Source organism: Microbacterium sp. B19(2022) (assembly GCF_012030385.1).
GTDB classification, from domain to species: Bacteria; Actinomycetota; Actinomycetes; order Actinomycetales; family Microbacteriaceae; genus Microbacterium; species Microbacterium oxydans_B.
In genome coordinates, this window is record NZ_JAAUVO010000004.1 from 211371 (window position 1) to 224772 (window position 13402).

Consider the following 13402-nt stretch of genomic DNA (forward strand, 5'->3'; position numbering starts at 1 on the left):
TTCACTCCTGGAGTTTCGGATGACGGACGGGCACGCGCAGGAGAGCGCGGATGCCGAGGACGAGCAGGACGATGAGAAGGAGGTTCCGCACGGTGAGCACCGCGACGGGAAGCGCCTCGGCGCGCAGCAGGGCGTCGTAGCCGAGCGGATACACGAGACAGGTGAGCAGGCAGAGCGCGAGCACGATGACCGCGGGTGTGCGCGATCTGGCGCGATCGAGCACGATCCACAGGATCACCGGCGCGATGAGCCAGGTCTGGAATTGGGGCGAGCCGACCTTGTTGGTGACGATGAGCAGCGTCACGAGCGTGAGGGCGAGCGGAGGAAACAGCCGGGGGAAGGCGGCACCGCGCATCGCCTTCACCGCGCCGATCGCCGCGACCACCAGCACGCAGATCATCATCAGCGGAGTGAGGGCCGCGGCGATGGCATCCACTCCCGGCGCCGTCACCTGAAAGGTGAGGATCTCGAAGCTGTACTCGACGCGTGCCGCACCCGCGACAGCGAGCCAGAGGAACGGCGTCGCCGCCACCGCCTCGATCTGCAGCCCGCGCCCGGTCTGCTCGGTCAGGAACCCGAGGATCTCCGTGTCGGCGCCGAACAGCACCAGCAGCAACACGACGCCGCCCGTGACGATGATCGCGGCGAGCAGCACGCGCCACCGCGCGCGGACCGCGACGACCGCAGCCACGACGAGGGCGCCGGGCCAGATCTTGATCCAGGCGCCAGCCGTCAACAGGGCGGCGGCGATCATCGGTCGCGCGACGAGCCAGAGTCCGCCCATCACGGCGAGGGGCACGGTGATCGCGTCGATCCGGTACAGCGCGATCGGACCGAGTAGCAAGACGGCTCCACACCAGAACCAGGCAGCGACCCGCCTCGCGTGCGAGGGCGATCGCCCGATGAGTACACCGAAGGCGATCGCATCGAGGACGATGACCAGCACGGCCCAGCCGACGAGGTAGGCGCTCGAGACGCCGAGCACGGGAACCAGAGGCGCGGCGAGTCCGGCGGCGAGCAGCATGGGCACCAACGCGAGCTGGGGGTAGACCCACGTCTCGGTGATGCCGACGATCGGTCCACCGCCGAGAGCCGCCGACGCCCACGGCTCGTACACGAGAACGACATCACCCATGGGCTGGCTCGGATACACCCACCCGAGCAGAGCGGTGAGCAGGTGGACGAGGAGGAACGCGCCCCACAGGACGAGCGCCCTCGTCGTCGAGTCGCGGCTCACCCCAGGACGTCCTGGATCGCCTGCGGCAGCGCCTCCGCCACGTCCATCGCCACGATCGGGTGCCCCGGGCCGCCGGCGAGCGTCCCGGCCGCGATCCGCGCGGCATGACCATGCAGCCAGGCCCCGGCGGCGGCGACCTCGGCGAGCGTCGCTCCGGGGTTCGCGGCCGACACCGCTCCGAGCACGCCGGCGAGCACGTCTCCGGTGCCGGCCGTCGCCAGCCACCCCGTTCCCGCTTCGACGGCGATGACGGCTCCGTCGGGGTCGGCGACCAACGTCCGCGCTCCCTTGAGCAGCACGGTGCCACCGATCTTCGCGGCCACCTGCCGCGCCGCATCCGCCCGCTCGTCGTCTTCGTCGTCGTGGGGCTGCACGCGGAGGCGCTCCTGCAACCGGGTGAACTCCCGTGCGTGCGGGGTGACGAGGAACGGCGCCCGCGCTCCCGGCGCGAGGTCCAGGGCACCCGCATCGATGACCACGGGGACCGCACCGGCGAGGATCTCACGGAGCGCGACGCTCTCCGCGTCCGTGCGGTGCATCGGATCCGTGCCGGAGCCGATCACCCAGGCTCCGACGCGCGAACTGCCGATGTCCGCTCCTACGACGGTCTCGGGTCGCCGAGCCAGGACGGCGTCCGCCACCCGTTCCGCGCCCACGTACCGCACGAACCCCGCTCCGGACCGCCACGCCGCCTCGACTCCGAGCACCGCGGCGCCGGGGTATGCGGGAGATCCGGTACGCAGCGCCACGACCCCGCGGGCGTACTTGTCGTCCTCCGCCGTGGGCGCACGGAACAGGCGCGCCGTATCGCTGCGTGACCACTCCCGCACCTCGATCATGACTCCACGTTAGTGCGACGGCCCGAGACGCACGCCCGCGGGGGTAGCGTCGAACGGTGAGTCTTCTCTTCTCCCCACTGAGCATCCGATCCGTCACGTTCCGCAATCGCCTCTGGGTCTCGCCCATGTGCATGTACAGCGCCGTCGACGGCGTCGCTCAGGAGTGGCACCACGCCCACCTCGCCCAGTTCGCCTCGGGCGGCGCCGGGCTGATCGTCGCCGAGGCCACCTCGGTCGTCCCCGAGGGGCGGATCTCCCCTCGTGACCTCGGCCTCTGGAACGACGACCAGCGCGACGCGCTCGCGCCGATCGTCCAGGCCATCCACGACCGCGGAGCGCACGCCGGCATCCAGCTCGCGCACGCGGGTCGGAAGGCCTCGACCTGGTGGCCCTGGGCTCCTCTGCGCGGCTCCGTCCCGCAGGAGGACGGCGGCTGGACGACCACCGCGCCCTCGGCCGTCGCGTTCGACGGCTTCGAGGAACCGGTGTCACTCGACCCGGCGGGCATAGACCGTGTGGTCGAGGCCTTCGCGTCCGCCACGCGCCGCGCGCTCGACGCCGGCTTCGACGTCATCGAGATCCACGGGGCGCACGGCTACCTCCTGCACCAGTTCCTTTCGCCGCTGTCGAACCTGCGCGAGGACGAGTACGGGGGCTCGCTCGAGAATCGCGCCCGGCTGCTGCTCCGCGTGGTCGACGCCGTTCGTGCCACCGCCGGCACCGAGGTGCCGCTGCTCGTACGCATCTCGGCCACCGACCATGCGGACGGGGGCTTCACCCCGGAAGAGGCGACGATCGTCGGCGACTGGGCGTCGCAGCACGGGGCCGACCTGATCGACGTCTCCAGCGGCGGCCTCGTGGCGCATCAGAGCATCGAAGTGTTCCCCGGGTATCAGGTGCCGCTCGCTGAGACGGTGCGCCAGGGCGGGCGCATCCCGGTGTCCGCGGTCGGGCTCATCACCGCGTCGGCCCAGGCGGAGCAGGTGCTCGCCGACGGCGCGGCGGATGTGATCTTCGCGGGCCGGGAGTGGTTGCGTGACCCGCACTTCGCCCTCCGCGCCGCCCACGAGCTCGGTGCGGAGGTCGCCTGGCCCCCGCAGTACGAACGCGCACGCTGGCGCTGAGCAGGCGCACACGCGACGAAGGCCGCCGATCCTCCCGGGTCGGCGGCCTTCGTGCGTCAGTCCGGATCAGCGTCCGCGGAAGCGACGCGTCGCGTCCTGCACCTCGCCGACCAGCTCCTCCAGGATGTCCTCCAGGAACAGCACGGCGGTGGTGTGCCCCTGCGCGTCGCGCACCTTCGCGAGGTGGCGGCCCGCGCGGCGCATCACCGCGAGGGCATCCTCCAGATCCGTGTCCTCCTGCACCGGCACCATGTGGTGGATGCGCTTGGCAGGGACCGGCTGGATCATCTTCGTCTCGGCGTCCGGCCCTTCGGATGCACGCAGGATGTCCTTCAGGTGGACATACCCGATCGGTACGGCTTCGTCGTCGACGATCACGTAGCGGGAGAACCCGTAGCGTGAGACGGCCTTCTCGATGTCGTCCGGCGTGGTCGACTGCGGCAGGGTCACCAGATCGCCCAGAGGCACGGCGACGTCCCGTGCCTTCTTGTCGGTGAACTCGACCGCGGCGGCGACCGTTCCCGCGGTGTCCATCAGCAGGCCCTCACGTCGCGACTGGCTCACGATGGTCGCGACCTCGTCGAGCGTGAACGTGGAGGCCGCCTCGTTCTTCGGCTCCACCCGGAAGAGGCGCAGCACACCGTTGGCGGCGGCGTTGAGCACCCAGATCACCGGCATGAAGACCTTCGACACCCACACCAGCGGCGGAGCCAGGATCAGCACGGCACGATCCGGCACCGAGAACGCGAGGTTCTTCGGCACCATCTCGCCGAACACGACGTGCAGGAACGAGACGATCAGCAGCGCGATCGCGAACGAGACCGCGTCGACGGCACCGTCCGGCCAGCCGAGCGCATGCAGCGGCACGGCGAGCAGGTGGTGGATCGCGGGTTCCGAGACGTTCAGGATCAGGAGCGAGCAGATCGTGATGCCGAGCTGCGAGGTCGCGAGCATCAGAGTCGCGTGCTCCATCGCGTACAGGGCCGTCTTCGCCGCACGCGAGCCCTGGTCTGCGCGTGGCTCGATCTGCGACCGCCGAGCCGAGATCACCGCGAACTCCCCGCCGACGAAGAAGGCGTTGGCGATCAGAAGCACGACGAGCCAGGCGAGTCCTCCCCAATCGTTCATCGGGTGGTCTCCTCTCCCCCGTCGAGCGGACTCGGAACGTAGCGGACGCGATCGACGCGCCGGCCGTCCATGCGGACGACCTGGAGGATGCCGCTGTCGAGCGGCACCTCGTCGCCGACCGAGGGCACACGCTCGAGCACGCTCATGACGTAGCCGCCGACCGTGTCGTAGACGTCGCCCTCCGGCACCTCCACGCCGGCACGACGGCGCAGCTCATCGGGCCGCAGCTCGCCGGGGAAGGTCACGCCCTCCCGGTTGCGGATGACTCCGGCCCTGGTGCGGTCGTGCTCGTCGGCGACCTCGCCGACCAGCTCCTCGACGAGGTCTTCGAGCGTGACGAGCCCCGCCGTCCCGCCGTACTCGTCGACGACGACGGCGAGCTGGTACCCGCGAGCACGGAGCTCGGAGATCAGGGCGTCCACGTGCACGGTCTCGGGCACGCGCAGCGGCTCGGTCGCCAGAGCACCGACCGGGACCTCGGTCCGGCGATCACGCGGCACCGAGATGGCTGCCTTGAGGTGCACGACGCCGGTGATGTCGTCGAGATCGTCGTCGTAGACCGGGAAGCGGCTGTGCCCGGTGCGCCGCGCGAGTTGGATGACGTCGTCCACCGAGTCACCGGCGGCGATCGCGTGCATGCTCGGCCGTGCGGTCATCACGTCGGCGGCGGTCAGCCGGGAGAACATCAGGGTGCGGTCGAGCAGCGTCGCGGTGTCGGCCTCCAGCAGTCCCGCACTGGCGGAGCGTCGCACGAGCGAGGAGAGCTCCTCCGCGCTGCGGGCGCCGGAGAGCTCTTCCTTCGGCTCGATCCCCATGCTCCGCAACACGCCGTTGGCGCTGCCGTTGAGCACGACCACGGCCGGTTTGAAGACGGTCGTGAAGGCGACCTGGAAGGGGATGACGAGCTTCGCCGTCGCCAGCGGCAGGGCGAGCGCGAAGTTCTTCGGCACGAGTTCGCCGAGGATCATCGACAGCACGGTGGCCACGAGCATCGCCACGATCGTCGCGATGGGCGCGACCGCCGCCTCCGGGATGCTCCAGGCGACAAGCGTCGGACGCAGCAGGTTCGACAGCGCCGGCTCCATCGTGTAACCGGTGAGCAGCGTCGTCAGCGTGATTCCGAGCTGTGCTGCGGAGAGATGCGTGGACGTGTGCCGGAGGGCGCCGATCGTGAGCGAGAGCCGGGATTCACCTCTGGCCTGTCGCGCTTCGAGCTCGGCGCGGTCGAGGTTAACCAACGCGAACTCGCTGGCGACGAAGAGGCCGGTGCCGACCGTGAGAAGGAGCCCCACGCCCAACATGATGTAGTCCATCAGCGGTTCCTCTCCTGCGAGAGAGGCGGACAGTGGGGCGATGTTCTGCAACTGGGAGGGTCGTCCATTATGCGGACGATTGTACAGAAGACGACTGTGCTCGCGCTCGCGATCACCAACTGACGGGCAGCGCCTTGCCCTCTTCGTACCCGGCTGCCGACTGGAGTCCGACCAGCGCGCGATCGTGGAACTCCGGCACGGACGAGGCGCCGGCATAGGTGAACGACGAGCGCACGCCCGAGGTGATCATGTCCAGCAGATCCTCCACGCCGGGCCGCAGCGGGTCGAGATAGATCTTGGACGAGGAGATGCCCTCGGCGAAGAGCTCCTTGCGAGCCCGCTCGTAGGCGTCGAGTCTGCCGAAGCGCGCCTGCACCGCCTTGGTCGACGCCATGCCCCAGGATTCCTTGAACAAGCGACCGTCGCTGTCGCGCTGCAGCTCCCCCGGCGCCTCGATCGTGCCGGCGAACCACGAGCCGACCATGACGGATGCCGCGCCGGCCGCGAGCGCGAGTGCCACGTCGCGGGGGTACCGCACGCCGCCGTCGGCCCAGACATGGGCGCCGAGCTCCTTGGCGGCCCGGGCGGTCTCGAGCACGGCGGAGAACTGGGGGCGTCCGACCGCGGTCATCATTCGTGTGGTGCACATCGCCCCGGGTCCCACGCCCACCTTGAGGATCGTCGCGCCCGCGTCGACCAGATCGGCGACGCCGTCGGCGGTGACGATGTTGCCGGCGACGATGGGCAGTCCGAGGTCGAGCTCGGCGACCGCACGCAGAGCGCGCAGCATGCCCTCCTGATGGCCGTGCGCCGTGTCGACGACCAGCACGTCGACGCCTGCTCCGGCGAGCGCCTTGGCCTTCGCCGCGACATCGCCGTTGATGCCGACGGCCGCGGCCACAGCCAGTCTTCCGTCGGCATCGACCGCCGGACGGTACAGGGTGGAGCGCAGTGCACTGCGCGCGCTCAGGGTGCCCACGAGATGTCCGTGGTGGACCACCGTCACCATCTCGACGTCGGCGTCCGTGATGACGTCGAAGGCGTGCCGCTCCGAACCGATGTCGTCCGCGTCGATCGACGGTGTCCCGCGGTGAACGAGATCTCCGAGCTGGGCATCCGGCAGCGCGGTGGCGAGTCTTGTGGCCGGGAGCACGCCGAGGATCCGTCCGACCTCGATCGGCGCGGCGCCCTGCGCGACCACGATCCCGTGACCGACAGCGGCCGGGAGCAGGCGGAGCGCGTCCGAGACGGATGCCTCGGGCGGGAGCACGATCGGGGTGTCCCAGAGGACCGGCTGGGCTTTCACGTCACGGATCGCGGAATCGAGATCCTGCAGCGGCAGATCCTGGGGAAGCACGCCGAGCGCGCCTCGGCGGGCGAGCACCGCCGCGATTCTGGGGCCGGTCACGGAGTTCATGTTCGAGGCGACGATCGGAAGAGTCGCCGGGGTGCCGTCCAGCGGTGCCAGATCGACCTGGAGACGGCTGGTGACCCCGGATCTCCGCGGCACCAGGAAGACGTCCGAGTAGGTCAGGTCGACGGTCGGCTGCGCTCCAGAGAACTCCATGTCTCCACGGTACCCAGATCGCAGCCGTGTGGGCGCGTGGCTTCCGACGATTCCCCGAGCGAAACACGTTAGGCTTGTTGGTCGAGAGTGTGCGGATCCGAACGCATCCTGCGTCGACGTCCGCACCAGAGAGCTTCAGCGATGAAAGAGGGCGATCGAGAGTGTCGAACCAGGTGACCGGCGTCAACGGCGACGGGGGGTTCGGAGCCAATTCCTGGCTCGTCGAAGAGCTCTACGAGCAGTTCAAAGTGAACCGCGACTCCGTCGACAAGGAGTGGTGGCCGATCCTCGAGAAGTACCACTCGGATACCTCCTCATCGGCACCCGCCGCTGCGGACACGTCGGCACATCCGGTGACCGCCCCGATCCCCGTGATCGGCTCGCAGCCGGTCGCCCGCACGACCGCGAAGCCCGCGGCCGCCGCGCCGATCCCGGCACAGGCACCCAAGCCCGCGCCCAAGCCCGAGTCGAAGGAGGCCGTCGAGCCCGTCGAGGAGGACAAGGTCACTCCGCTGCGCGGCCTGCCGAAGACCCTCGCCGCGAACATGGACGAGTCGCTGACCGTCCCGACCGCGACCAGCGTGCGCACCGTGCCCGCGAAGCTGATGATCGACAACCGCATCGTCATCAACAACCACATGGCGCGCACCCGCGGCGGCAAGATCAGCTTCACCCACCTCATCGGGTGGGCGCTCATCCGCACGCTCGACGAGTTCCGCAGCCAGAACGTGTTCTACGCCGAGATCGACGGCAAGCCCTCGGTGGTCGCCCCTGCGCACGTCAACCTCGGCATCGCCATCGACCTGCCCAAGCCCGACGGCACGCGCGCTCTCATGGTGCCCAGCATCAAGCGCGCCGACACGCTGTCGTTCACCGAGTACCTCAGCGCGTACGAAGACCTGGTCACCCGCGCCCGCGGCAACAAGCTCACCGCCGCTGACTTCCAGGGCACCACCGTGTCCCTCACCAACCCCGGCGGCATCGGCACCGTGCACTCCGTGCCGCGGCTGATGAAGGGCCAGGGCTGCATCATCGGTGCCGGAGCCCTCGAGTACCCCGCCGAGTTCCAGGGCGCGAGCGACAAGACGCTCAACGAACTGGCGATCGGCAAGACGATCACGCTCACCAGCACCTACGACCACCGTGTCATCCAGGGTGCAGGCTCGGGCGAGTTCCTCAAGAAGGTGCATGAGCTGCTCATCGGCCAGCGCGGCTTCTACGACGACATCTTCGCGGCGCTCCGCATCCCGTACGCCCCCATCCGCTGGAACCCCGACATCGCGGTCGACCTCGCCGAGCGCGTCGACAAGCAGTCCCGAGTGCAGGAGCTCATCAACTCCTTCCGCGTGCGCGGCCACCTGATGGCCGACATCGACCCGCTCGAGTACCAGCAGCGCTCACACCCCGACCTCGAGATCGAGAGCCACGGGCTCACCTTCTGGGACCTGGACCGCGAGTTCGTCACCGGCGGGTTCGGCGGTCGGCGCATCGCCAAGCTCCGCGACATCCTCGGTGTGCTCCGCGACTCGTACTGCCGCACGCTCGGCATCGAGTACATGCACATCCAGGATCCGGAGCAACGCCGCTGGTTCCAGGAGAAGGTCGAGGTCAAGTACCAGAAGCCCGGCCACGACGAGCAGCTGCGGGTCCTCCGCAAGCTGAACGAGGCCGAGGCGTTCGAGACCTTCCTGCAGACGAAGTTCGTCGGCCAGAAGCGCTTCTCGCTCGAGGGCGGCGAGTCGCTGATCCCGCTGCTCGACGAGATCCTCCAGGGCGCAGCGACTTCCGGACTCGAGGGTGCGGCGATCGGCATGGCCCACCGCGGCCGCCTCAACGTGCTGACGAACATCGCCGGCAAGACGTACGGCCAGGTGTTCCGCGAGTTCGAGGGCACCCAGACCCCCGGCAACCAGCGTGGCTCGGGCGACGTGAAGTACCACCTCGGCACCGAGGGCACCTTCGTCGCCGACGACAAGTCCGAGCTGCCGGTCTACCTCGCGGCGAACCCGTCACACCTCGAGACGGTCGACGGCGTGCTGGAAGGCATCGTCCGCGCCAAGCAGGACCGCAAGCCGATCGGCACGTTCGCCTGGCTGCCGATCCTCGTCCACGGCGACGCGGCCTTCGCCGGCCAGGGCGTCGTCGTCGAGACGCTGCAGATGTCGCAGCTGCGCGGCTACCGCACCGGCGGCACGATCCACGTCGTGGTGAACAACCAGGTCGGCTTCACGACGACCCCGAACGACGGACGCACCTCGGTGTACTCCACCGACGTGGCGAAGACCATCCAGGCACCGGTGTTCCATGTGAACGGCGACGACCCCGAGGCCGTCATCCACGTCGCGCAGCTCGCGTTCGAGTACCGCGAGCGCTTCCACCGCGACGTCGTGATCGACCTCGTGTGCTACCGCCGACGCGGTCACAACGAGGGGGACGACCCCTCGATGACGCAGCCGCTGATGACCGACCTGATCCAGGCGAAGCGGTCTGTCCGCCGCCTGTACACCGAGTCGCTCGTCGGCCGTGGCGACATCACGGAGCAGGAGTACGACGAGGCCAAGGCGGACTTCCAGAACCGTCTCGAGATCGCCTTCGCCGAGACCCACGCGGCAGAGACCGGGGCGACGCCGATCGCGCCGGAGCTGCCTCCGGTGGAAGACCAGGTCGGAGCGCCCGAGGTCACGGGCGTGCCGGGTGAGGTCATCCAGCTCATCGGCGACGCGTTCGTGAACAAGCCCGAGGGCTTCACGGTGCACCCGAAGATCCAGCAGCTGCTGGAGAAGCGCCTCGACATGAGCCGCAGCGGCGGTATCGACTGGGGCTTCGGCGAGCTTCTCGCATTCGGCTCGCTTCTGGTCGAGGGCACCCCGGTGCGTCTCGCCGGACAGGATGCCCGTCGTGGCACGTTCGTCCAGCGACACGCCACTCTGCACGACCGTGCGAACGGCCAGGAATGGCTGCCGCTGTCGAATCTGTCCGATGCGCAGGGCCGCTTCTTCGTCTACGACTCGCTCCTCAGCGAGTACGCCGCCCTCGGGTTCGAATACGGCTACTCGGTCGAAGCTCCCGAGGCACTCGTGCTCTGGGAGGCGCAGTTCGGCGACTTCGTCAACGGCGCCCAGTCCGTCATCGACGAGTACATCTCGGCGGCCGAGCAGAAGTGGGGACAGCAGTCCAGCGTGACGCTGCTCCTCCCCCACGGCTACGAGGGCCAGGGACCTGACCACTCGTCGGCGCGCATCGAGCGCTTCCTGCAGATGTGCGCGCAGGAGAACATGATCGTCTCGCGTCCGTCGACCCCAGCGTCGTACTTCCACCTGCTGCGCCGCCAGGCCTATGCCCGTCCTCGCAAGCCGCTCATCGTCTTCACGCCTAAGGCGATGCTGCGTCTGCGCGGCGCGACGAGCCCGGTCGAGGCCTTCACCCAGGGCCGGTTCGAGCCGGTGATCGATGACGACCGCGGTCTCGACCGCTCCGCTGTGAAGCGCGTCCTCGTGCACTCGGGCAAGGTGCACTGGGATCTGCGCGCCGAACTCGACAAGAACCCGAACCCCGAGGTCGCCCTCGTCCGGCTCGAGCAGCTCTACCCGACGCCGATCGACGAGCTCAAGGCCATCACCGACTCCTACCCGAACGCCGAGCTGGTGTGGGTGCAGGAGGAGCCGGAGAACCAGGGCGCATGGCCGTTCCTCGCGCTCGCCTTCGCCGACGTCCCCGGAGACCGGTCCTTCCGCCCCGTCGCCCGCACGGCATCCGCGTCGCCTGCGACGGGATCGTCCAAGGTGCATGCCGCCGAGCAGGCCGCACTGATCCGTTCGGCCGTCACACTCGGCTGATCCATCGATGAGAAAGGGCGCCCCGACCGCGGTCGGGGCGCCTTTTCTCGTTCCGGTTCAGTACCAGATGTCGAGAGACGGCACCGGGAAGGCGATCAGCGCGCGATCGAGCGCCTCGACGGCCGCCGCGTCACCCGAGATGCGACCGGCGCCGTGCAGAGATGCCGCGCGGACTCCCCCGGCGTACAGCGAGGACAGCGCCGACACGTCGAGCACGATGTCGGCCGTGCTGCCCTCGGCGACCTCGACCGTCGCTTCACCGGACTCGTCGATGTGCAACCGCCAGTCGCCGTTCGTGAATCCGAGGGAGTCCTCGACGCGCAGCACCGTGTCGAGCGGAGCAGAGTAGCGTCGCGCGGTCAGCGCGGCCGGGAGATCGAGGATGCGCAGCCACCCGTGGTCATGCACCTCCTGCTTCACACCGCGGGGGTCGGCGACGAGCCACAGCAGCGGATCGTCGAGGGGACGGAGGTCGGCGACGACCTCGTCGACGAGGTCGTGCTGCAGCGCGAAACGCCACAGCGCGGCGCGCGCCTCGGCGGTCTCGGCGACGAGCAGCCGCACGTCCAGACGGAACCGCAACGTGCCGTTCGCCTCACTCACGGCGTATGCCATGACCCCTCGGAGCACACCGTGCTCGTCGAGGTAGCGCACGCCACGGGCCTGATCCCGATCGGCGGTCGGTGCGACGCCCGCATACCCCTCCCAGCGACCGCGCCAGCCGGGGATCTGTCCGGCTGTCCGCCGACGCGCGCGCTCGTGGACAGCCCCGAGGTCGGCGGCGAGCGTCTCGCGGTCCACGTACTCCAGGTGCCCGGGCGGAGTCTCGCCGCCCCACCCTGCTCGTCGCGTGTCCACGGTCAGTCGCGCGACCGGGACGGCCGAGCCGAACCCGTAGCGCCCATAGATCGTCGCCTCCGTCACCGTGAGCCCAGCGACGGCGACACCGGCGGATGCTGCGGCCCGCAGCTCGCCCTCGAGGAGGGCTCTCGCGATGCCCCGGCGCCGATGGGTCGCCGCGACGGTGACGATGCTGATCGCCCACATGCCGATCTCGCCGCCTCCGGGAAGCGTGAGTGGAGTCACCCACGCGTTGGTGGTCGCGACCGGCAGCGCAGCTTCCGGTGCCGTCTTCTCGAACACGCCGATGTTGCGTCGGGCCGCGAAGGTCTTCGTGACCTGCGCGAGCATCTCGCTGCTCGGTTCGGCACCGAGGAAACCGCGGTCCACCGCACGCTGGAATGCCACGGCGCTCGCGTCATCGGTCAGATCGACGACGCGGTACTCGAGTCCGGCGGCGGCCAGTCGTTCAGTCGAGGTGGTGTCTGCGGGCACGTCCCGCGCATCGATGGAGCTCATCCATCCACACTACCGACGGGCTCGGACGCGGGGTCAGTGCTGGGCAGCCTGAGCTTCGCGCAGCCGAGCGAAAACCTGGTCGCGCAACTGCTCGGGAGCAGTCTCCTTGCAGGCACGGGCGATGACCTCGGTGAGGGTCGTGGCCACGAGCGCCTCATCACGGCAGGACGGGCAATGCTCGAGGTGCTCACGGATCTCGGTGTGCTCGGTCTTGCACACCTCGTTGCGGAGGTACTCCTCCAGATCCTGACGCGCTTTGTCGCAGCCGCAGTCGCTCATTTCTTGCTCCTCGTCTCAGCCGCCGCGATGCCCCGCTCGGCGGCGTAATCTGCCAGCAGCTCCCGCAGCATCCGCCTGCCACGATGCAGACGGCTCATCACGGTGCCGATGGGGGTCTTCATGATGTCGGCGATCTCCTGGTACGCGAAGCCCTCGACATCGGCGAGGTACACCGCGAGCCGGAAGTCCTCCGGCACGGCCTGCAGCGCATCCTTGACCACCGAGGCCGGCATCCGGTCGATGGCCTCCGCCTCGGCGGAGCGGCTGTGCGAAGCGGTCGTGGATTCCGCACCGCCCAGCTGCCAGTCCTCGAGCTCGTCGATCGTGCCCTGGAACGGCTCGCGCTGGCGCTTGCGGTAGATGTTGATGTACGTGTTCGTGAGGATGCGGTACAGCCACGCCTTGAGGTTGGTCCCCTGCGAGAACGTCGACCAGGAGCCATAGGCTTTGACGAACGTCTCCTGCACGAGGTCGGCGGCGTCAGCGGGGTTGCGCGTCATGCGCATCGCGGCGGCGTAGAGCTGATCCATGAAAGGGATCGCCTGCTCCTCGAACTCGCGTCGAGGGTCGCCGACGATGTCTGCGGTTGCGGTGTCATCCATCACCGGCCAGTCTAGGCCGCTGAGGTCGATCACCTCGCGCTCCAACGTCGCCGTCATGCTCTCTCCTTCGCTTTCAGGAGCCTGTCTTTCGCGACGAAGCTTCCTGCGTTTACTAAGG

General features: G+C 69.1%; 10 protein-coding genes. 2 read left to right on the top strand and 8 right to left on the bottom strand.

Annotated features, from left to right (window positions below; translation table 11 throughout):
- Nucleotide 1 precedes the first annotated feature (1 nt).
- On the bottom strand, nucleotides 2-1237 hold the full coding sequence (locus tag HCX50_RS05340) for a hypothetical protein (RefSeq protein WP_167633241.1): 1236 nt from the start codon (nucleotides 1235-1237) through the stop codon (nucleotides 2-4).
- Nucleotides 1234-2076: an ADP-dependent NAD(P)H-hydrate dehydratase gene (locus HCX50_RS05345; RefSeq protein ID WP_091033873.1), complete on the bottom strand. Its 843-nt coding sequence runs from the start codon at nucleotides 2074-2076 to the stop codon at nucleotides 1234-1236. The genes HCX50_RS05340 and HCX50_RS05345 overlap by 4 nt, the downstream gene beginning before the upstream one ends.
- A gap of 56 nt (nucleotides 2077-2132) precedes the next feature.
- Here HCX50_RS05345 and HCX50_RS05350 point away from each other — a divergent pair, with 56 nt between their 5' ends.
- Entirely contained in the window at nucleotides 2133-3200 is a 1068-nt protein-coding gene (locus HCX50_RS05350) for an oxidoreductase (RefSeq protein ID WP_167633242.1), read from the top strand.
- A 66-nt stretch (nucleotides 3201-3266) separates the two neighbouring features.
- Here the strand turns inward: HCX50_RS05350 and HCX50_RS05355 are convergent, their stop codons facing one another.
- From HCX50_RS05355 to HCX50_RS05365, 3 genes are all read right to left on the bottom strand, one after another.
- A complete protein-coding gene (locus tag HCX50_RS05355) occupies nucleotides 3267-4328 on the bottom strand; it encodes a hemolysin family protein (protein WP_167633243.1) in 1062 nt (353 codons plus the stop codon).
- Complete coding sequence (locus HCX50_RS05360; RefSeq protein ID WP_167633244.1) at nucleotides 4325-5641, bottom strand: hemolysin family protein; 1317 nt, start codon at nucleotides 5639-5641, stop codon at nucleotides 4325-4327. Before HCX50_RS05360 ends, HCX50_RS05355 begins: the two co-directional genes overlap by 4 nt.
- Before the next feature lie 112 nt (nucleotides 5642-5753).
- A complete protein-coding gene (locus tag HCX50_RS05365; protein WP_167633245.1) occupies nucleotides 5754-7208 on the bottom strand; it encodes a GuaB1 family IMP dehydrogenase-related protein in 1455 nt (484 codons plus the stop codon).
- 161 nt (nucleotides 7209-7369) lie between these two features.
- Between HCX50_RS05365 and HCX50_RS05370 the strand changes: the two genes are divergently transcribed.
- Nucleotides 7370-11044, top strand: a complete 3675-nt coding sequence (locus tag HCX50_RS05370) for a multifunctional oxoglutarate decarboxylase/oxoglutarate dehydrogenase thiamine pyrophosphate-binding subunit/dihydrolipoyllysine-residue succinyltransferase subunit (protein ID WP_167633246.1) — start codon at nucleotides 7370-7372, stop codon at nucleotides 11042-11044.
- A 57-nt stretch (nucleotides 11045-11101) separates the two neighbouring features.
- Here HCX50_RS05370 and HCX50_RS05375 read toward each other — a convergent pair whose 3' ends face one another.
- Genes HCX50_RS05375 through HCX50_RS05385 form a run of 3 tightly spaced genes read right to left on the bottom strand, consistent with a single transcriptional unit; the run spans nucleotide 11102 to nucleotide 13341 of the window.
- Nucleotides 11102-12403, bottom strand: a complete 1302-nt coding sequence (locus HCX50_RS05375; protein ID WP_167633247.1) for a GNAT family N-acetyltransferase — start codon at nucleotides 12401-12403, stop codon at nucleotides 11102-11104.
- Nucleotides 12404-12436: 33 nt separating this feature from the next.
- Nucleotides 12437-12682 (bottom strand): zf-HC2 domain-containing protein, encoded by a 246-nt coding sequence (locus tag HCX50_RS05380; RefSeq protein WP_029261944.1) that lies wholly within the window; start codon nucleotides 12680-12682, stop codon nucleotides 12437-12439.
- Nucleotides 12679-13341: a sigma-70 family RNA polymerase sigma factor gene (locus HCX50_RS05385; protein WP_091033888.1), complete on the bottom strand. Its 663-nt coding sequence runs from the start codon at nucleotides 13339-13341 to the stop codon at nucleotides 12679-12681. The genes HCX50_RS05380 and HCX50_RS05385 overlap by 4 nt, the downstream gene beginning before the upstream one ends.
- Between the last annotated feature and the right edge of the window lie 61 nt (nucleotides 13342-13402).